Annotated in this window: 18 protein-coding genes; 13 read left to right on the top strand and 5 right to left on the bottom strand. The window is 31.5% G+C overall.

What is annotated here, in order from left to right; all coding sequences use genetic code 11:
• Positions 1–55 precede the first annotated feature (55 nt).
• From ptsP to HMPREF0391_RS08745, 5 genes are all read left to right on the top strand, one after another.
• A complete protein-coding gene (ptsP, locus tag HMPREF0391_RS08765; RefSeq protein ID WP_002836730.1) occupies positions 56–1750 on the top strand; it encodes a phosphoenolpyruvate--protein phosphotransferase in 1695 nt (564 codons plus the stop codon).
• Between the two features lie 53 nt (positions 1751–1803).
• Positions 1804–2688 carry a hypothetical protein gene (locus tag HMPREF0391_RS08760; protein ID WP_002836729.1) on the top strand — a complete coding sequence of 295 codons (885 nt, stop codon included), beginning with the start codon at positions 1804–1806 and terminating at the stop codon, positions 2686–2688.
• Positions 2672–3010, top strand: a complete 339-nt coding sequence (locus HMPREF0391_RS08755) for a winged helix-turn-helix domain-containing protein (protein ID WP_002836728.1) — start codon at positions 2672–2674, stop codon at positions 3008–3010. The genes HMPREF0391_RS08760 and HMPREF0391_RS08755 overlap by 17 nt, the downstream gene beginning before the upstream one ends.
• Before the next feature lie 128 nt (positions 3011–3138).
• Complete coding sequence (gene arcC, locus HMPREF0391_RS08750) at positions 3139–4071, top strand: carbamate kinase (RefSeq protein ID WP_002836727.1); 933 nt, start codon at positions 3139–3141, stop codon at positions 4069–4071.
• A gap of 120 nt (positions 4072–4191) precedes the next feature.
• The gene (locus HMPREF0391_RS08745) at positions 4192–5541 is read left to right on the top strand and encodes a uracil-xanthine permease family protein (RefSeq protein WP_002836726.1); all 1350 of its coding nucleotides are present in this window, start codon (positions 4192–4194) and stop codon (positions 5539–5541) included.
• A gap of 23 nt (positions 5542–5564) precedes the next feature.
• On the opposite strand, the gene HMPREF0391_RS08740 is transcribed toward HMPREF0391_RS08745, so the two are convergent.
• Entirely contained in the window at positions 5565–6590 is a 1026-nt protein-coding gene (locus HMPREF0391_RS08740; protein WP_035109600.1) for an NAD(P)/FAD-dependent oxidoreductase, read from the bottom strand.
• A 239-nt stretch (positions 6591–6829) separates the two neighbouring features.
• On the opposite strand from HMPREF0391_RS08740, the gene HMPREF0391_RS08735 reads away from it, so the two are divergent.
• The 4 genes from HMPREF0391_RS08735 to HMPREF0391_RS08720 all read left to right on the top strand — a co-directional run bounded on the left by HMPREF0391_RS08735 (position 6830) and on the right by HMPREF0391_RS08720 (position 11529).
• Complete coding sequence (locus HMPREF0391_RS08735) at positions 6830–7906, top strand: BMP family lipoprotein (RefSeq protein ID WP_035109598.1); 1077 nt, start codon at positions 6830–6832, stop codon at positions 7904–7906.
• 65 nt (positions 7907–7971) lie between these two features.
• Positions 7972–9504: an ABC transporter ATP-binding protein gene (locus HMPREF0391_RS08730; protein ID WP_035109597.1), complete on the top strand. Its 1533-nt coding sequence runs from the start codon at positions 7972–7974 to the stop codon at positions 9502–9504.
• Positions 9494–10594: an ABC transporter permease gene (locus HMPREF0391_RS08725; protein WP_002836722.1), complete on the top strand. Its 1101-nt coding sequence runs from the start codon at positions 9494–9496 to the stop codon at positions 10592–10594. The genes HMPREF0391_RS08730 and HMPREF0391_RS08725 overlap by 11 nt, the downstream gene beginning before the upstream one ends.
• Positions 10594–11529, top strand: a complete 936-nt coding sequence (locus HMPREF0391_RS08720) for an ABC transporter permease (protein ID WP_002836720.1) — start codon at positions 10594–10596, stop codon at positions 11527–11529. The genes HMPREF0391_RS08725 and HMPREF0391_RS08720 overlap by 1 nt, the downstream gene beginning before the upstream one ends.
• Before the next feature lie 290 nt (positions 11530–11819).
• Here HMPREF0391_RS08720 and HMPREF0391_RS08715 read toward each other — a convergent pair whose 3' ends face one another.
• The 4 genes from HMPREF0391_RS08715 to HMPREF0391_RS08700 form a co-directional block, all read right to left on the bottom strand.
• Complete coding sequence (locus HMPREF0391_RS08715) at positions 11820–12164, bottom strand: hypothetical protein (protein WP_002836718.1); 345 nt, start codon at positions 12162–12164, stop codon at positions 11820–11822.
• On the bottom strand, positions 12157–13437 hold the full coding sequence (locus HMPREF0391_RS08710; protein ID WP_002836717.1) for a DUF1576 domain-containing protein: 1281 nt from the start codon (positions 13435–13437) through the stop codon (positions 12157–12159). The genes HMPREF0391_RS08715 and HMPREF0391_RS08710 overlap by 8 nt, the downstream gene beginning before the upstream one ends.
• A 92-nt stretch (positions 13438–13529) precedes the next feature.
• Entirely contained in the window at positions 13530–14648 is a 1119-nt protein-coding gene (locus HMPREF0391_RS08705) for a toxic anion resistance protein (protein ID WP_002836715.1), read from the bottom strand.
• Complete coding sequence (locus HMPREF0391_RS08700; protein WP_002836714.1) at positions 14648–15730, bottom strand: 5-bromo-4-chloroindolyl phosphate hydrolysis family protein; 1083 nt, start codon at positions 15728–15730, stop codon at positions 14648–14650. The genes HMPREF0391_RS08705 and HMPREF0391_RS08700 overlap by 1 nt, the downstream gene beginning before the upstream one ends.
• Before the next feature lie 163 nt (positions 15731–15893).
• Here HMPREF0391_RS08700 and HMPREF0391_RS08695 point away from each other — a divergent pair, with 163 nt between their 5' ends.
• The 4 genes from HMPREF0391_RS08695 (at position 15894) to pfkA (ending at position 21739) form a co-directional block, all read left to right on the top strand.
• Positions 15894–16298 carry an NUDIX hydrolase gene (locus HMPREF0391_RS08695; RefSeq protein WP_002836712.1) on the top strand — a complete coding sequence of 135 codons (405 nt, stop codon included), beginning with the start codon at positions 15894–15896 and terminating at the stop codon, positions 16296–16298.
• 4 nt (positions 16299–16302) lie between these two features.
• Positions 16303–17220, top strand: a complete 918-nt coding sequence (gene whiA / locus HMPREF0391_RS08690; RefSeq protein WP_002836711.1) for a DNA-binding protein WhiA — start codon at positions 16303–16305, stop codon at positions 17218–17220.
• Positions 17221–17284: 64 nt separating this feature from the next.
• Positions 17285–20770 (top strand): DNA polymerase III subunit alpha, encoded by a 3486-nt coding sequence (locus HMPREF0391_RS08685; RefSeq protein WP_002836709.1) that lies wholly within the window; start codon positions 17285–17287, stop codon positions 20768–20770.
• Positions 20771–20779: 9 nt separating this feature from the next.
• Complete coding sequence (gene pfkA, locus HMPREF0391_RS08680) at positions 20780–21739, top strand: 6-phosphofructokinase (protein ID WP_002836707.1); 960 nt, start codon at positions 20780–20782, stop codon at positions 21737–21739.
• Positions 21740–21741: the final 2 nt, after the last annotated feature.

The following is a 21741-nucleotide window of genomic DNA, read 5'->3' as shown; positions in this document are numbered from 1 at the left end:
ATTAAGAATTTATAGCCGTCACTTTTGTGGCGGCTTTAGTTTATGAGGAGGTATTATGAGTTTAATTAAAAAAGGTATTATTGCAAGTGAGCAGATAGCAATTGGTAAAGTTAAACTTATGAAAAAACAGAAAGTTAAAATAAGTACCGAAAAAATTTCCGATGAAGAAATAAAGCTTCACGTTGATAAATTTGAAAAAGCTTTGAATGATTACAAAACAATATTATCTGAAACAAAAGTTGACAATGATACACAAAAACAAGTAATAGAAGCTCATTTGAGTATGTTGGATGATCCTTTTTTATCAGAAAGTGTGATTTCAAAAATTAACGAACATTATTCAAGCGACAAAGCACTAACAGATACGATAGATGAAATGGTTGTTATGATGGAGTCACTGGATAATGAATACATGAGAGAAAGAGCATCCGATTACAAAGATATTGGCCAACAATTATTGTACAAGATTAAAGGAATTGAAAACCAAAAACTCGACTCATTAGAACCAAATACTATCTTGGTTTCAAAAGAATTAACTCCTTACGAAACATCAATAATTGATAAAGATAATGTTGTTGGATTTTTGATGGACTTGGGAGGAAAAACTGCACATACTTCAATTATTGCGCAAACCTTAGGCATTGCTTGTCTTGTTGGTATGAAAGATATTACCGAAAACGTCAAGGATTCTCAAACAGTTATTATAGATTCATTTAAAGGAATCTGTATCATAGATCCTGATCAAGAAACTCTTTTAGAATACAAAAAGAAAAAATCTGAATTAGATGATGAAAAATCAAGACTCCAAAAAAACAGATATAACAAAGCTATTACTAAAGATGGAAGAGATATTGATGTTATGACGAATATCGGAAACATCGAAGATTTAGAAAAAGGCTTGGAATCTGGTGCAGAAGGCGTTGGTTTATTTAGAACAGAATTTTTGTATATGTATAATGATAATTTTCCAACTGAAGATGAACAATTTGAATCTTATAAAAAAGTAGTCGAAATTTTAGATGGGAAATCAGTAATTATCAGAACTTTAGATATTGGCGGCGACAAAGAACTTCCTTACTACAAGTTTCCTAAAGAAGATAATCCGTTTTTGGGTTGGAGAGCTTTGAGATTTTGTTTTGATATGAACGATGTTTTTGATGCTCAAATCAAAGCGATTTTGAGAGCTTCTGCGTTTGGAAAAATAAGAATTATGCTTCCTATGGTTATTTCAGTAGAAGAAATGGAAAAAGCTCTCGAAATAATTGAAAATAATAAAAAAGAATTGAAAGATGCAAATATTGATTTCGATGAAAATATCGAGGTTGGTATCATGATTGAAACTCCAGCTAGTGTTATTGTCGCTGAAGATTTAATAGAATATGTTGATTTCTTTAGCATTGGAACTAATGATTTGACTCAATATATATTGGCAAGTGATAGGGGAAACGAAAAAATTTCAAACCTTTATAACACATACAACCCAGCAGTTCTAAGAGCTATCAAAAAAGTTATCGATGTTAGCCACAAACATGGAAAATGGACTGGAATGTGTGGAGGATTTGCAGGAGATACCAAAGCGACGAAGCTTCTTTTAGGTATGGGATTAGATGAATTTTCTGCCCCAGCAGCGTCAATTCCAAAAATCAAGGATGTTATCGCTAACAATTCATTTGAAGAAGCTAAAATTTACGCAGATGAAATTTTACAAATGAAAAAAACTTCAGAAATTGAAAGGAAAATATCTGAATAAATTTTTTGTTTTAAAATTCTGATATTTAATGATAAAATTGTATTGGTGATTATATGGAAATCAAAGATTTACAATTTTTTAAAGATAAAGATATTTACGATTGTGATTTACAAGAGGATAAATACATTGTAAATACAGATTCTGGTAAATATATTGTTGAAATATATGAAGGGGATTTGGAGTCTTTTTTGAACTACAACAAACAAAATAATTATTTGTTGTATGAATTAAATGACAAGTTTGCAAAGATTGAAGATAGTGGATATGAAAATGGTCACACTTTTGTGATTAAAAAATTTATTCAAAATCTTACAGATCAAATCTCTACTGAAAAACAAATACAACTTGGAAGTGAAATAGGAAAAGTTCTCAGAAAACTTCACGAAAATAGTCAAATCAACGATGATACTACTTGGGCGAAGATTTTTAACTATAAAATCAATAATCTTATATACAATTATTCAATGACTAACTTCAGAGGAGATAAGGATTATATTGTTTTTGATTACATTGAAAATAATAGATATTTAATTGAATCTAGAAAGTTGAGCAATATTTATTTATTTGATAATTTATGCTCTATCTTTGCTGATGATAATAATTTGAATTTTGTATCGAAGAATGTAAGTTATATGGCCGACTCTTTCTTTGAATTTAGGAAAATTAACGAAGTAGATGAGAAAAATAGGATTTTCTACTATTCCTTATTAAAATCTTATTTTAATGGGAAAATTCCTAGATTATTTTACAGAATTCTCGCAATATACACTATACTGGACATCCTAGAACCAAAATTAAATGGAGAAAATGAGGTTGATTTGACAGGAGAATTTGATAGAATATTAAAAATTTACAATGATTTTGATTGTATAATTCCTGTGTGGATTAAGGAAACTGAGGAAAAAATAAAGGAGCTTAGCGATGAAGGTAAATTGTAAGTTTTGGTTTGAAGATGACAATGGTAAGAAATTTTTCGGAAAAGGTAATTATCTTCTTCTAAAAGAAATCGACAAGACAAAATCTTTGAACAAGGCTTCAAAAAATCTAAAGATGAGTTACAGTAAAGCTTTTAATATCATAAAAAATAGCGAAAAAATTTATGGTGAGAAGTTTGTGGATACTGAAATCGGAGGAGCCAACGGCGGTGGTTCAACGTTAACTGAAGCTGGTCAAAGATTAATCTTGGAATATGAAAAAGCTATGTCAAATTTTACCAGAACTAGCAATAATTTAACAGAAAAAATTACAAAAACTTTTTAAAACACTTGTATTTTTTATAAAATCAGTGTAATATATATTTATCGAAGTGTCTTAATAATTAAAATCTCAATGTTTAGCATTGGGATTTTATATTTGGATACTATTTTCAATTTATAAAAGGAGTTAAAATGAAGAAAGTAGTTTTAGCATTAGGTGGAAACGCTCTCGGAAATTCACCTGAAGAACAAATCAAAGCTGTTAGAAAAACCGCTGTATCTATAGTTGATTTGGTTGAAGATGGCAACGAAGTTATCGTTTGCCATGGAAATGGTCCACAAGTTGGTATGATTAATTTAGCTATGGAAACTGCTCATAATTCTAATCCACAAATTTCTAACATGCCATTTGCAGAATGTGTTGCTATGAGTCAAGGATACATAGGATACCATTTACAAAAGGCTATAAAAAACGAATTATCAAAAAGAAACATGAAAAACGCAGTGTCTACAATAATTACACAAGTTAAAGTAGATAAGGATGATGAAGCTTTTGCTAATCCAACAAAACCAGTGGGATTATTCTATTCAAAAGAAGAATCTGAAAAACTTGCTGCTGAAAGTGGATATACTTTCAAAGAAGATGCAAACAGAGGATATAGAAGAGTTGTTCCATCTCCAAAACCAATTGATATAATTGAAAAAGAAGAAATCAATACTTTGATTAAGAAAGATTTCATAGTTATCGCTGGTGGCGGCGGAGGAATTCCTGTAGTAGAAAATGATGGACAATTAGAAGGTATAGGAGCTGTTATAGATAAGGATTTCACTTCAGAAAAATTAGCTGAAATTTCTGATGCAGATTTGTTAATCATTTTAACTGCAGTAGAAAAAGTATGTATTAATTACGGAACAGAAAATGAAGAAGGTTTGGATGAATTAAATTTATCAAGAGCTCAAAAGTTAATAGAAGAAAAACAATTTGCAGAAGGATCTATGCTTCCTAAGGTTAAGGCTTGTTTGAATTTTATCCAATCAGGTGAAGGTAAAATTGCTTTGATAACTTCTTTGGAAAAAGCAAAAGAAGGAATCAATGGTTTAACAGGAACTAGATTTGTAAAATAATAATAGTACTTCCAAAACAAAAATTGATTTGATGTTTTTGGAAGTATTTTTTTATTGCTCTTTAAATTATTTTGAATTTAATATAGAATATACTTTAATGAAATTAAAAGGAGAGTGTATATGGAAAAGAATTCGAATTCATTATTTGATTATTATGGTAATCCTTCCATGCTTAAATCATTTCCAATAGCAATGCAACACTTATTGGCTATGATTGTGGGTAATGCGTTGCCATCAATAGTCTTGGCGAGTGCTTTGAAATCAAGTGAACATGCAATTACAGATGCTCAAGCAATTTATTTGATTCAAGCAGGAATGTTTATTGCTGCAATAGCGACATTATTGCAATTGTATCCAGTTTTAAAATTTGGTGCAAAATTACCAGTAATCATGGGAGTTAGTTTTGCTTATATTCCAGTTTTATTATCAATTGGTAAGCAATACGGAATAGGTGCTGTGTATGCGTCACAGTTGATTGGTGGTATTGTAGCGATATTCACGGGAATGTTTATTGGAAAAATTAGGAAGTTTTTCCCACCGATTGTGTCAGGAACGGTTGTATTAACTATTGGGCTTAGTTTGTATTCAGTTGCTGTAAATTATATGTCAGGTGGAAATGGACCTATGCAAGGCGAAATCAGAAACTGGGTTGTGGCAATCATAACTTTGTGCGTTGTTTTGTTTTGTAATATGTTTATGAAAGGTTACATAAAATTAGCAGCTATTTTGGTAGGAATTATTGTAGGATACATAATATCATTATTTTTAGGCATGGTTAAATTTGACAATGTTGTTAGTGCGTCTTGGTTTATGCTTCCACAAATTTATCCATTCAAATTCCAATTCCATTTGGATGCTATCTTGACTATGTCAATTATGTACATTGTAAATTCTGTTCAAGCAGTTGGTGATTTAACTAGTACTACCATTGGAGGAATGGATCGTGAACCTACAGATGTAGAGTTATCTGGTGGTATCAAGGCAAATGGTATTGTAAGTGTTATTGGTGCATTTATCGGAGCACTTCCAACTGCGACTTATTCACAAAACGTAGGAATTGTTTCAATGACAAAAGTAATTGCAAGAAAAGTTTTGTTGATTACTGCTAGTATGGTATTTGTCTGTGGACTAATTCCAAAATTTGGAGCATTGATGCTTTCAGTTCCACAAGCAGTAATTGGTGGGGCAACTATATCAGTATTTGCACAAATAGCTATGAGTGGTATGAAACTTATAACGTCAAGCGAAATGAGCGTAAGAAATACAACTATTGTTGGATTGGGAGTTGCACTTGGTATGGGAATCACACAAGTTGGTCCAAACGCTGTAAGATATTTCCCACAATGGTTTAGAATGGTGTTCACAGCATCACCTGTAGTCGTTGCAACTTTAATAGTATTTTTCTTGAATATTATTATTCCAGAAAAAACATTAGAACAAGAAGAAAAAGAAAGAAAAGAAATAGACTAAAAAAATCCCTCGCAAGAGGGATTTTAATATTTCATATATTTTTTATCAATGTACCTTTTTAGTACGAATGAAAGGTGTGAATACCATGTGAATCCTTTGTAGTATAATAGTGCTTTTTCATTTCCACAATATAAAATTTGCATAGGGTCAGTGTCTGGAACATAAGATTCCAATTCTTCATCGTTCAATGTATGTGCAATATTTTTCATCAAAATTGGAGATTGCCTTATAGCGTACACTCCAGCTTTTGGTAAATTAGGGTATTTGTCGATACTAACACAATCCCCAACGGCAAATATTTTGTCAGAAATTCTCATGTATTCATCGGAAATCAAGAAGTTTTTATCAGTAGTATTTAGATTTCCAAAATCAACGTTCACACCGCTAGAACCAATACACATAATCAATTTATCAAAATCAATATCAATTTCATCAATAGAAGATACATTTTTGTTTTCGTAAACTTTTATACCCTTTTCCTTTAATAACTTTCTGGCTTTTTCATTAGCTTTGTCGCTGAATCCTTCCATATTCACACTGCCTCTTGTTACTATGGATATATTCTTATCAGGATAGATAGTTTTGAGCACAAAAGCTAATTCCAATCCACTTGCACCGGCTCCTAATATAAGTATATTTTTATCAGTGTGTTTGATTTTTTCTTTTAAATCGATAATTGTATTGATAGGTTTGGAATTTATTACATTTTCTCCAGTTCCAATAGTTTTTTGAGTCGCTCCTAAATTAATACTCAAATAATCGTATTTTACTGTGTGATTTTTTGCTATAACTTTTTTACTTTCATCGTCGATTTTTACGATTTTATCGAAAATCAAATCTGCTCCGTATTTTTCGCAAACTTTTCTTACATCAAAGCATATCTCATCATGAGTGTATACTCCTTCCAAAAAACCAGTATACATACCAGAATAATACTGGTATTCATTGTCTGTTATAACAGTTATTTTAATATCTGGATATTTTTCTTTTATATTTTTGATTACAAAAATATGCCCGTGACCGCAGCCACCCAAAACTAAATGCTTCATTTTGTCTCCTTCAGTAAATTTTTTATTTATAATTATATATATCATACCAGAAAAGTAAAGCAGTGTTAAATTCATTCTTCGTTTGACAATATTGTTAATAATTGCTAATATTATATTGTATAGAAGGTATCTATATTTACACGATAACAACGTTTACGTTATCAATTGAAAATCGATAAATTATTATTAAGTTTTTTAATTGTAAGCAAATGTTATTACAAAAATTTAAGGAGGACATTATGTCAAAAGTTTACAAAAAAATAATTGCTTTATTTCTTTGTTTAAGCATGGTTTTTGCTACTGCATGTGGTGGTGCTGGCAAAGATTCATCTGATAATGGAAAATCATCAGATACAAATGAAAAGAAAGAAAAAGTAAAAGTAACTATGGTTACTGACCAAGGTGGAATTAACGATAAATCTTTCAACCAATCTGCATATGAAGGATTTGAAAATGCAAAAAAAGAAGGATGGTTGGATTACAGATATATCGAATCACACAAAGAAGCAGAATATGCTCCAAATATGGAAACTGCTTTGGATGATGAAAGTGATGTAATATTTACAATTGGCTATGCATTGTTTAAAGCAACAGATGGTGCAGCTAAAGAAAACACTGACCAAAAATACGCAATAATCGACAATGCAAACGTAGAAAAAAGACCAAACATGATTGGGGTTTTATTCGCAGATAACGAAAACTCATTCTTAGTTGGATACATTGCTGGTATGACTACTAAAACAAACAAAGTTGGTTTTGTTGGTGGTATGAAGAGTGATGTAATCGACAGATTTGAATACGGATTCAAAGCCGGAGTTAAAGAAGCTGAAAGACAAAAGAAACAACCAATTGAATTCCAATCACAATATGCAGATAGTTATGCTGCACCAGATAAAGGTAAATCAATCGCTAACTTAATGTATCAAAAAGGCGTAGATGTTATATTCCATGCAGCAGGTGGTACAGGTTATGGTGTTATTCAAGCTGCTATCGACAATAACAAATACGTTATAGGAGTTGACAGGGATCAATCAGCTGATGCTCCGAAAAACATGTTAGTTTCTACAGTAAAAGGCGTTAACGTTGCTGTTCAAAAAATCTCAAAAGATCTTAAAGATGGTAAGTTTGAAGGTGGGAGCACAGTAACTTATTCATTAAAAGATGGAGATGCTGTAGATATTGCTTATGCTAAAAATGATTTAGTAGCACAAGAAGTTAAAGACAAAGTGGAAAGCTTAAAGAATGACATCAAAGAAGGAAAAATCAAAGTTCCACAAAACGAAAAAGAATTTACAGAATTCGGATTTGATAAATAAGGTTGAGAACAGGGATTGAAAAATCCCTGTTTTTATAACTGTTTTTAAAGATGAAAGGGAAAAACATGAACGATGAAAAAAACATTGTTGTAGATTTAAAAGACATATCAAAATCTTTTGGCAGCAATAAAGTACTTGATAATGTAAATTTCACGCTCCATGAAGGAGAGGTTCATGCTTTGTTAGGTGAAAACGGAGCTGGGAAGACAACTCTAATGAATATACTTTATGGGTTGTATGAACCTACATCGGGAAGTGTTACAGTAAAAGGAAAAACTTTTGATCAAATGACTCCTAAATTAGCAATACAAACTGGTATAGGAATGGTGCATCAACACTTTATGCTTATAGAGCCATTTACAGTTTACCAAAATATTGTTTTAGGAAAAGAAATAACAAGTAAAGGCGGAATTCTAGATAATAAAAAATCCATCGATGCTGTAAAAGAATTGTCTGAAAAATACGGTTTGATGATTGATCCAGAAGCAAAAGTTGCTGATATTTCAGTAGGAATGCAACAAAGAGTAGAAATCTTAAAATGTTTGTATCGTGGAGCAGATATTTTGATATTTGACGAGCCGACTGCGGTTTTAACTCCACAAGAGATAGATGATTTTATAAAAATAGTAAAAAATCTTACAGAATTAGGAAAATCTATAATAATAATTACGCACAAATTATCTGAAATCAAAGCTATGGCTGATTACTGTACTGTAATTAGACGTGGTAAATTTATCGATAAGTTAAATGTAAAAGAAATCGACGAAAACATCTTAGCAGAAAAAATGGTTGGTCGTGATGTAAGATTTAATGTTGAAAAACAAGACCAAGAACCAGGCGAAGTTGTCTTAGATATTAAAGATTTAGTTGTAAAAGACTCCAGAAACATTGACGTTGTAAAGAAATTGAATCTTCAAGTTAGAAGAGGAGAAATTGTTGGAGTTGCTGGTGTAGATGGTAATGGACAATCGGAATTAATTGAAGCAATTACTGGTCTAAGAAAAATAGAATCAGGAACAGTAACATTAAAAGGAAAAGACATTACAAATCATACTCCAAGAGAAATTATAGATTCAGGTATGAATACAATTCCAGAAGATAGACAAAAACACGGACTTATATTGGATTATTCTATCGCTGACAATTTAATTTTGGAAAATGTTAAAAAGAAACCTTTTAGTAAAGGGTTAAAGTTAGATTTTGATGCTATTAATGACAATGCAAAACAATTAATCGAAAAATTCGATATCAGACCTAATGATTATCATCAAAAAACAAAAAATTTATCAGGTGGTAACCAACAAAAAGTAATTATCGCCAGAGAAATTTCCAATGATCCTGACCTGTTAATAGCAGCTCAACCAACTAGAGGATTGGATGTTGGGGCAATAGAATTTATTCACAAATATTTAGTGGATCAAAGAAACAAAAACAAAGCTGTATTGCTAGTTTCATTTGAATTAGATGAAATAATGGATTTGTCAGATAATATAGCAGTTATTTTTGATGGTAAAATTGTTGGAGAAAAACCAGCAAAAGAAACTAATGAAATGGAACTTGGTAGATTAATGGCTGGAGGTGTTGTAGATGAAAAATAACAATGAAAAAATTTCAATATTCACAAAGTACAACAAGCTATTCTTCATGCTGTTATCTATCATTATAGGTTTATTGGTTGGAGCGTTGGCTTTAGTATTAGCAGGTTATAATCCACTAGAAGCATACAAGCTAATGCTTGAAGGAATATTTAAAAGACCTAAAAATGTTGGTTGGACAATTGTAAATGCTATTCCAATTATATTTACAGGTCTTGGCGTTGCATTCGCTTTTAAAACAGGATTATTTAACATCGGTGCAGAAGGTCAATATATAGTTGGTACAATGGTTGCATTTTTATTGGGATATAATCTTCACTTACCAGCATTTATTCATGTACCTGTAGTAATAATTATGGGAATGTTAGCTGGGGCAGCTTTTGGAGCATTGGCTGGATTTTTGAAAGCTAAATTTGGCATACATGAAGTTATATCAACGATAATGCTTAACTGGATAGCTTTTTATTTTAACAATATGGTTGCAAATTATCCAAAATTCAAAGCACCGAACTCAATGGGAACTCACGAAGTTCAAGAAACTGCGAAAATTACATTGATGCAAAATGTAAAAGGACTTCCAAAAGCAATCGACAACTTCTTCAAAGCTCCAATACATTTGGGATTAATACTAGCAATTATAGCAGCAATTTTATTATGGTATATTTTGAAGAAAACAAACTTAGGATATGAATTGAAGGCTGTAGGTCTTAATCAAGATGCAGCAAAATATGGTGGAATTGATGTAAATAAAAAATTGACTTTATCTATGGCTATAAGTGGGGCAGTGTGTTCACTTGGTGGAATCACTCAAGTTTTAGGATACAGATACACAATTTCTGCATTATCTAGTATGGAAAACTTTGGATTTGATGGACTTGCAGTAAGTTTACTTGCAAATAATAACCCAATAGGTTGTATTTTCTCTGGATTATTTTTCGGTGGATTGAAATACAGTGGGGCAAATGTTCAAAGAGTTTTACACGCACCAACTGAAATGATTAACATCATAATGGGAACAATCATTTTGTTCACAGCAATTCCATTGATGTTCAGAATAATTAAATCTAGATTTAAAAGCAAAGGAGGCAAATAATGAACTTAGTACTTTTAGGATTAGTAATAGGTAATACATTAATAAATGCGACTCCTATTTTATACGCTGGATTAGGTGGTATGATTTCTGAAAAGTCTGGAGTTACAAACATCGGACTTGAAGGTATGATGACAATTGGTGCATTAATCGCAGCCACTGTAGGATATTATACTCATAATCCTTGGTTAGCGTTTTTGTGCGGTGGATTAAGCGGAATGGTATTTGCCTTAATTCACGCAGTAGTATCCATTACATTTGCAGGAGATCAAACTATTTCTGCAATTGCTATAAACTATTTAGGACCTGGTGTTGCACTATTTGTTTCCAGAATATTTTTCGATGGAGCAACTCAAACAAAACCAATTGAACCACAATACAAAATTCCAGTATTATTTGACGGAATTCAAAATAAATTCTTAGCTAACGTAATTTCATTACCTGCTACAGTTTATTTGGTATTTGTTTTAGTGTGTTTGATTTATATATTTATGTACAAAACAAAATGGGGAATGAGATTGATTGCAGTTGGTGAACATCCAAAAGCAGCAGAAACTTTGAATATAAATGTATTTTTCGTTAGATACATGGCTGTTTTATTCTCCGGATTTATGGCTGGTTTAGGTGGAGCCACAATGTCTATTTCACTTGTATCTTCATTCTTCCCTGCATTAGTTGCTGGTCAAGGTTTCATAGCTTTGGTTACAGTAATATTTGGTAAATGGACTCCACAAGGTGTTATGTTAGCAGCGTTATTCTTCGGATTCGCTCAATCATTATCAGTTGTCTTGGGAGGAACAAATCTTCCGATACCATCAGAATTAATATCAATGATTCCTTATGTTGCAACATTAATAGTATTGATACTATTTGGTGGAAAAACAAAAGCACCTACAGCAGATGGAATTCCTTATTTGAAAGACGATATAGCACTTTAATAGAGCAATTAAAGCGATTAAATTTTAGTAAATGAAATCTTTTAAAGTTATAAACCCTCATACTTAGAATATCATACGAAAAAAATTGATTTGATTTCAAATTGAATAATCCGTTTAAAATCGCACTGTTTGAGCGCTAAGCGAGTTTGCGATTTTAGGATTTTGGAATTTAGAAATCAACAATTTATGTAGTCTAGATATTCGTGTATGAGGGTTTGTTTACTTTATGTAAAGAGGAAAGCAATATAAAAGGTAGTGTGAGATTTCACACTACCTTTTTAAAATTCAATCTAAATCAAATGTCGCTCCACATAAAAGCTCAAGATTTTTCCATCGTAAGAAATTATTCCAGAGTCAACCATAGAGCCAAGAAGATTTATATCGTTATAATCTGATTCCCATCCCAACAAATTTGCATAATAATCTTCGATTTGAGGAGATCTGTTTACATTTATAAGTCTTTTCATATCTTCAAGATGTTGTGGTGTTTTTGTTGGCATTCCTTCGGCAATAATTATCAATTTATCGTCTTTGAATTCCGAATCAATTCTTATACTTTTTGTGTCGTACATGAAAAAATAACTTAAAATTTCTGACACGATTAATTTTGCTTTTTTCTCTTCGTTACTAATCATCGTTTTTTAACCTCACTCTCATTAAGAAATTATCCATTTCACTAAATACTGGAACCAAAATACCAGCGACAAATCCTCCTGAAAATCCATTGTTGTACAAATTAACTCCGCCATGAACTACTCCTATGTTTAGAACCATAGCCATGTGCAAGAATCCTGCTAAAACACCTCTGAAGAAGCCAAACTCACCAGCGATTGGAGCAAGAGTAGTTCCAAACAAAGCAGCTAAAAGACTTGATGTAGATAGAGGATTAACTGTATTTAAAATAGATGCTAGGAATACACCAATTAAAATAGGGATAGTGTTTTTTGGGTGTTTACCAAATGCAGAAAAACCTGTCACGGTAAAAATACCGCCGATAATTGGACCGCTTATATTGCCACCTACAATAATGATGTAGGTCGTCGCTATTAGCCCCATAATGCCCATATTAATCATAGTTTGATATAAACCATCAAGCGATATAAAATCCGTCGCCAACCTACCGGAATTGTACATTATGTTTTCATATCCATGAAAGGACAAATTGTTTTTTACAAATCCCAATAAAAATATTGAAATAAATAGCAAATACAAAAATATTATTATTCTGATATCATTGACAGGGTATACCAAATTCACAGATTTAATGGTTACATTAAACATTCTTAGAATTCCTACATAAAGCATTCCTACAATTCCTGCAGTAAATCCCATATTGTATAAGTTATAACCTTGATGAAATCTAAGAAAAGTTCCCGAAAGTGGTACCATTATCATTCCTATACTTATTCCAACAAGATAACTTATTATTATCGAATGCACAGGGGATAGGCTAGAATTGAATGCTATTTCACTAATTAAAGGTCCCAATGCACTCCCAAATAATGCAGGAAGTATGACGGATGCTCTTGACGTGTTTTCTATTTTTGCATATATCAACACTCCAATAGTTATTGGAATTGTGTTGAAAATATTTTTGCCGAAAAAAGCAAACCCAGTCATCGTGAAGATAGCCGCAACTCCTGGACCGGAAATAACAACCTTAAAATTATGTGATAGAAGAGTTGACAATAAACAAATTAAACCGGCATTAAAAAACGCAGCTCCAATGTTTGCCAAATACATATAGTCAGTAATTAAAGTACAAGGACTTTTAATTATAGTTATCAAACCGTTAAAAATTTCTGTGGGAGAATTAAACAAAAACGCTACTGCCATCAAAAGTACAGCTAATGTGTAAAGAAGTTTATAAATTCCATTTGAGTGAAAAACTTTTTCTTTCTCTTTCATAAGACCTCCATTTATAATTTAGTATATTTTATTATAAAGAAGTACAATTTTCAACAAAAAAGGAGCGATAATAATATATCACTCCATAAAAATTAATTAGGCTTATTTAATAGTCTGTTTTTTAATTCTTGTTCCATTGCCATTAATTCTTGTTTTGCTTTAAGTCTATTTTCATGACCTTCGATTTGAATATTACGGACTTCATCTAATGCACTGATGAGTTGTTCGTTTGTGTGTCTAATTGTTTCCACATCGACGATTCCTCTTTCAGTTGCTTTTGCAGTTTCAATAGTGCTCATCTTCAATGTGTCAGCGTTTTTACGTAACAAATCATTAGTCAAATCAGTAACTTTCTTTTGAGCTTCTGCAGCTTGAGAGTTATGGTAAACGCCTAATGATAAAACCATTTGGTTTTTCCAAATTGGAATTGTATTGACTATTGTGGATTGAATTTTTTCAACCATGACAGCATTTGAAGATTGAACCATTCTTATTTGTGGAGCCATTTGTAAACTTACCATTCTTGTAAGTTCAAGATCGTGAAGTTTCTTTTCAAATCTGGTAGCTAAATCTCTCAAATCATTTGCTTTTTGTGCAGTGATTGAGTTAGGAGAATTTTCAGCTTCTTTGAGCATATTAGGAAGTTCTTCATTTCTTACTTGATCTAATTTCTTTTGTCCAGCAAGAATGTACATACTCAATTCCTTGAAGTATTGTTCGTTTAGCTTGTACATTTGGTCTAATAATGAAATATCTTTCATCAATGTTATTTGATGATTTTCTAAAATTTTTGAAATTTCATCTACATTTTTTTCAGCCTTTTCGTAGTTTGCTCTCAATGCAGTAATTTTATTGGCACCTTTTTTGAAAAATCCAAACACACCTTTATCTTCAGTTTCATCAAATGATTTTAATTCTGTAACTACGGAAGATAAAAGATTTCCAACTTCTCCCAAATCTTTTGTCTTTACTGAATTTAATGTTTTTTCAGAGAAACTAGCAATTTTCTTTTGTGCACCAACTCCGTATTGTAAAACTATGTTGGAATTAGATAAATCAATTTGTTTAACAAATTCATCAACTGTTTTTTGCTCCTCAGGAGTAAGGTTAACTTTTTGTTCAAATTCAGGGTAAAAAACTTCATCTTCTTTTACTTCATCAAGCGTAGGTTCTTCTACATCTAAAGTCAATTTTATAGGTTTATCTTCCATTATTCAGCACCTCTCTTAAACATAGTATTTTTCTCAATCAATCCATCTTGTGACAACAAAGTATTCATAACTTCTATTTCTGAGTTAATATTCAAAATATCATCGCTATATAAATCAGTTAATAACTTTGAAAAAGCTTTATTGATATTTTGAATAGCATTTTTAATATCGTTTTTCGATTTTTCTACACTTATTATATCGTTCTTTTCGTTCTCAAATTGAATGTAGTTTTTCACCAAATTTATAGCAGTTGGCGTGTAGTAATCCACGAATTTGTTAAGACCATTGACATCAGAATTGTCGTTTTGAATTTGATTATTTATCGACACTAACAAATCTTTTAATTTAATGACATCTTGTTTGAAATCAAAATCCTTAATAGATGTGATTAAATTTTCAGTTATCGTTATATAATTAGTAATATCTCTGTTAGATTCAATCTCTTTTTGGTTTTCTTCTGATTTGCTTTCATCTAAATAATGAGCTTTGTAAGCATCGTAGCTTGTCCTATCCAATAAAAACAAATGACCATTCTCCACGACACGAGCTTGTGGGAAGTATCTTTTGTTTATGAAATAAATTAGCTCCTTGCTGCATTTTTCCACTGGTAGATTAACGGCTGATGCAAAATCTTCTACGCTCAAAATTTTGTTGTCTGCAATTTCTGTTTTGTATCTTAAAAATCGTTGTAATTTTGATGCGTGTATGTGTGACAAAAATCCCACAAAACCAAATCCCAGAGCTGTCATAACTCCAGCAACCATATCAGCAAAGTCATGATTAAGCGATACGGTTGAACCAAACAAAGTCATAGCACCTATAGCATAACTTATGTTTCTTAATGCAAAATAGTTTTTTGGATTAATCTTTTTTTGGGTTACTAATTTTGGGTCTTTATTTGCTAAGTAATTTTGTTGTTTAGGTTTTGGTTTTATATTAAATGTATTCATAACGACATTTAGACCGTTTTTTGATAAATCCAATGCCATATCAATTGATTTTTCTATAATTTCACCAACTTTTGAAAAATCATTGTCACTTATAGCGCTATCTATATATTCTTCTAATTTGTTTTTCTTCATTTCACACCTTCCTAATACTATTGTACCATATATAGTAGTTAAAATTAAATGAATTTATTTTACAAAAATTCAAATTATTTTTTAAATTTTGCTTTGACTTTTAAATATTTTCAATTCAGTTTATAATAGTATTAGATTTTCAAAATAAAATACAGGAGGATATATGGAAGAAATAAGTGCAGGTGGGGTTGTTATCAATAATGGTAATGTTGCTGTGCTTAAAAAGTTCCGTGGTGAATGGGTTCTTCCTAAAGGTAGGGTAGAGAAAGGAGAAAGTTTAGAAGAAACTGCAATTAGAGAAGTTTTTGAAGAATCGGGACTAAGAGCTGAGATTGTTAAGTATATTGGATATGTAAAATACAAATACAGACACATGGACGGCACAAAAGTTCTTAAAACAGTTCACTATTTTTATATGGTAACGAAAGATAATAATATTATCCCACAAAGAGAAGAAGGCTTTGCAGAAGGAGATTTTATGAATCTTGACAAAGCTTTGAGATATGTGCGTCATAGCGCAGAAAAAAATATGATAAAAACAGCTAAATCATTTATAGAAAAAAGGTAAAGATATGAGCTTTTCATCTGATATTAAAACTGAAATAATAAGTAATCTTGATGATTACGACGTTTTGGCAATGCTATCAGCTTTTACTAAGACAATCGGAACTTTAAATTACAATTCATTGGGTGTAAAGATTACTTTAAAGACAGAAAGTAATCCAGTTGCAAGATTAATATTTTCTAATTTGAAAAAACTTTACAATTATGAATGTGATATGAAAGTTATTCACAACAACAATCTTAGAAAGAAAAACATCTACGAAATATTGATTGATGACAAGATATCGAAACAATTTTGTGAAGATACGCATACTTCAACAAGTCCATTTGACTTTGATTTAGGAATTGATGAAGAAATCATCAACTCTAATATTAAAAAAATTAGTTTTCTACAAGGAGCTTTTTTGGGGACAGGTTTCTGTTACGACCCATCAAAAATGTATCATTTAGAGATGATTTTCAAGCAAGAAAATGTTGGTAGCCAAGTAAAAGATTTGCTTCATAATTTTGGAATAAAATCCTCTATTTTTGAGAGAAATGAAAATTATGTATTGTATATAAAAGAAGCTGAAGCCATTTCTGATTTTTTGAGCTTAACAAAGGCTTATAATAGCGTCTTAAAACTTGAAAATGTCAGAGCATTCAAGGATATCAAAAATAATGTAAACCGAAGATTTAATTTTGAAACGGCAAATTTGAATAAAACTGTGGATGCTGCTTTGAAACAAAAGCTTATTATTGAAAAAATTGAAAACACGATTGGTCTTGAATCGCTAGACCCATTATTGTTGGAACTAGCTTATGCCAGAATAGAAAACCCAGATGTTTCACTAAAAGAATTAGGAGAAATGATGACTCCCAAGATTTCAAAATCTGGAGTTAGTTACAGACTTAATAAACTAAAAAAAATTGCTGATGATTTATAATTGTCAGCAATTTTTCTTTTAAAATAAGCTAACTTATTATAAAATAAGGCTAAAGGAGTTTGAAATGATAGATACGTTTACGCATTTACATGTTCATACAGAATACAGTTTACTAGATGGATTTTCTCCAATCGAAAAACTTTTGGATAAAGTTGAAGAATTACAAATGAAATCCATCGCTATTACTGATCACGGTAGTATGTTTGGAACAGTAAAGTTTTATAAGGAATGCAAAAAAAGAAATATAAAACCTATTATTGGTTGTGAAATCTACACTACTAATAAGGATCATAAAATCAAAAATCCAGAAAATAAATTCTACAATCATTTAGTTCTTTTAGCCAAGAATCAAACGGGTTATTCTAATTTGATGAAAATCGTGTCTCTTGGATATGTTGAAGGCTTTTATTATAAACCAAGAGTGGACAAGGATACTTTGAGAAAATATTCTGAGGGAATTATTGCTTTGTCTGCGTGTTTGAAAGGAGAAGTACAAGAATCTCTGATTAGATATGGATACGACAAGGCAAAAGATGTCGCAAAGGAATTAAAAGATATTTACGGAGAAGATTTTTACTTAGAATTACAAAACCATTCGTCACGAGAAGATATGGTTGTTATGGAAAATATTCCGAAAATAGCAAATGAATTAGACATTGGTCTTGTGTGTACTAATGATGTTCATTATATTGAAAAAGAAGATTATAAAATACACAATATTTTGATCTGTCTTCAAACGGGAAAAACTATTGAAGAAGAAAATAAAATGAGCTACATTCCAGGAGAATTTTTCTTAAGAAGTGAAGAACAAATGAGAGATTTGTTCAAAGATTATCCGGAAGCAATTGAAAACACTAAAAAAATTGCAGAAATGTGTAACGTAGAACTTGAATTTGGTAATCTTCATCTGCCTTATTTTGCGATTCCAGATGGCTTTACAAACAGTAGCTATCTGAAAAAACTCGTCTTTGATGGATTAGAAAAAAGATTTGCAAATGATGACAGATTAGAAGAAGCGAAAGAAAGATGCGAATATGAACTATCTGTAATTGAAAAGATGGGGTATGTCGATTACTTTTTAATCGTTTGGGATTTTATTAGATTTGCAAAATCACAAGATATTCCCGTTGGACCTGGACGTGGTTCTGCGGCGGGAAGTATTATAAGTTATTGCTTAGAAATTACAGATATCAATCCACTAGATTACAATTTAATTTTCGAAAGATTTTTGAACCCTGAACGTGTTTCTATGCCAGATATAGATATAGATTTTTGTTATGAAAGAAGAGAAGAGGTAATAGATTACGTCGTAAATAAGTACGGCGAAGATAAGGTTGCTCAGATTGTAACATTTGGAACTATGGCAGCTAGAAATGCGATTAGAGATGTCGGAAGAGTTCTTGCTATGGATTTTAAAACTGTAGACGACACGGCTAAGAAAGTTCCTAATCTTTTGAATATTAATATAGACAAATCTCTTGAGATTTCTCCAGAATTTAGAAAAGCTTATGAAGAAAACCGTGATGTAAAAAAACTAGTAGACGTTGCACGAAGAGTTGAAGGAATGCCACGTCACACATCAACTCATGCTGCAGGTGTGGTTATTTCCAAGCTTCCAATTATGGAATACGTTCCGTTGGCAATTAACAAAGATGCAGTAATTACACAGTTCAATATGACAGAACTTGAGGAACTTGGTCTGTTGAAGATGGACTTTTTGGGTCTTAGAACTTTAACTGTAATAAGTGACTGCATGAAATATATCAAGAAAAATAAAGACATAGATGTAAGTTTTGAAGATATGGACGAAAATGATCCGAAAGTTTTGTCGATGTTTACTGTTGCACAAACTTTGGGAATATTTCAATTTGAATCTCAAGGCATGAGAAACTTTTTAAAAGAGTTGAAACCAACTAAATTTGATGATTTGATAGCTGCTAATGCTTTGTTTAGACCTGGTCCAATGAATGAAATTCCAACTTATATTCACAACAAACACAACGAAGAAGATGTTGAATATTTATCTCCATTACTTGAAGATATTTTGAAACCTACTTATGGTACGATTGTCTACCAAGAACAAGTTATGCAAATTGTACAAAAAATTGCGGGATTTAGCTTGGGCGAAGCGGACAATTTGAGACGTGCGATGAGTAAGAAAAAAATGAAAGTAATGGAAGATGGTAGGAAAGAATTTATCTTTGGAAAAGAAGATGAAGATGGCAATATTCTGATTGAGGGAGCAATTAGAAGAGGTGTTGAAGAAGATGTTGCAAATAAAATCTACGACTTAATGATAGATTTTGCAAAGTATGCCTTCAACAAATCTCACTCTGCAGCTTATTCATTAGTTGCAATGAGAACTGCTTGGCTAAAATATTATTATCCAGTCGAATTCTTAGCTGCGCTTATATCTTCAGTTATGGGTAATACTTCACAACTTTCATTGTATATTGAAGAAGCAAGAAGACTTGACATAAAAATTGAGGCACCTGATATCAATTACAGTCTGGATAAGTTTGATGTTAAAGATAATTCTATAATTTATGGATTGAAAGCTATAAAAAATGTAGGAACGAACTTAATCGATCAGACAATTATTTCAAGAAATGAAAATGGTAAATTCAAAAGTTTCAGAGATTTTGTAGAAAGAATTTACGCAAAGGACAAATCAGCCATAAATAAAAGATCTATTGAATCGTTAATAAAAGCTGGAGCATTTACATCTCTAGGGGAAACTAGAGCGACACTAATGCTTCAATACCAATCCATCATTGACTCAGTTCAGTCGGGATTAAAAAACAACGTTCCAGGTCAATCTAATTTGTTTGATATGTTTGAGTCAAACGCTGACGATGATCGTGACGATTTCACTAGAAGAGAAGAGTTCGACAAATCAGAACTTTTGAGAATGGAAAAAGAAGTATTGGGTATATATTTATCAGACCATCCTTTAAGGGCGTATTCAAATATTATAGGAAAATATTCTAATTTTTCTACAGGAGATTTGGAAGATGATGCCTACAATGAAAAAAACTTCGACGGGAAAAGAGTCAAAGTCGTAGGAATTGTTGAATCAATTAATAAAAAATTTACAAAAAACCAAAAAATAATGGAATTTGTGAAATTTGAGGATTTGTATGGAACTATGGAGTTAATAGTTTTTCCACAAAAGTACGAACAATATTCCGATATTTTAAATGAGGATGAGATTTTAATTGTAACCGGTAGACTTAATATTATTGAAGGAGAAGATCCAAAAATTTTGGTAGATAACATTCAAAGTATAAAATCTATTTCAAGCGTTGAAAAACTAGATGAAACAGAACCAAAACTATTTTTACGAATTACAAAAAATATGCCAAGTTATATCTTGGATAAGGTCAAACCAATACTACTTAATAGCAAAGGGAATACTCAATCAAATATATTTTTTGAAGAAAAAAAACAAAACTACTTGCTAGGCAATGAATTTAGAATTTCTTGTGAAGATAATACTATCGATGAATTAGTTTCATTACTAGGAAGAGAAAATGTAGTTTTAAAATAGAGGGTAAATATGAAAACAATAGCAATACTAACAAGTGGTGGCGATGCACCAGGCATGAATGCGTGTATTCGTTCAATAGCTAGAACTTGTATATACAATGGAATAAGAGTAATGGGAATAAGGTCTGGATATGACGGACTTATGAACGGAAATATTTACGAGATGAATGTGTCGTCCGTTGCAGATATTATTCACAGAGGCGGAACTATCTTAGGTTCAGCAAGGTGTAATGAATTTAAAACAGAAGAAGGTCAAAAAAAAGGCGCCCAAATCTTAAAAGATTTTGGAATAGATGGACTTGTCGTTCTAGGTGGAGATGGTTCATTCAAAGGGGCAAGTGCACTTAGTAAAATAGGAATCTCCACGATCGGAATTCCTTGTACGATTGATAATGACATGGGATACACTGATTATACAATTGGATTTTTTACGGCTGTTGAAACTGTAAGTGATGCTATATCGAAGTTAAGAGATACATCCTCAAGCCATGGTCGAGCAAACATAATCGAAGTTATGGGAAGAAACTGTGGAGATATTGCATTATACTCAGGAGTAGCATCGGGAGCGGAATCAATCCTAGTTCCTGAAGTAGAATTAAATATAGATGAAGTTACAGAAAAAATCGAACGAGGAAGGAAAAGGGGAAAACTACATCATTTAATTATGCTTGCTGAAGGAGTAGGTGGAGCTTACGATATTAAAAATATGATTGAAGAAAAAACAGGCGTTGAAACGAAAGTTACAATATTAGGTCACGTTCAACGTGGAGGTACACCTTGTACTTTTGATAGATTAATGGCAACTCAGATGGGAAATTTGGCAGTAAAATTAATCATGGAAGAAAAAACAGGATTAGCAATTGCTATGAAAGATAACAAGATAATCACAGTGCCAATAGATGAAGCAGTAGCAACAAAAAGAAAATTCAGAGAAGATTTGTATGAAATATCTAAGGAAATCTCAATATAGAG

The sequence above is a fragment of the Finegoldia magna ATCC 53516 genome (assembly GCF_000159695.1).
GTDB classification, from domain to species: Bacteria; Bacillota; Clostridia; order Tissierellales; family Peptoniphilaceae; genus Finegoldia; species Finegoldia magna_F.
Note: the sequence above shows the minus strand (reverse complement) of the source record. Positions and strands in the feature narration are given on the sequence as shown.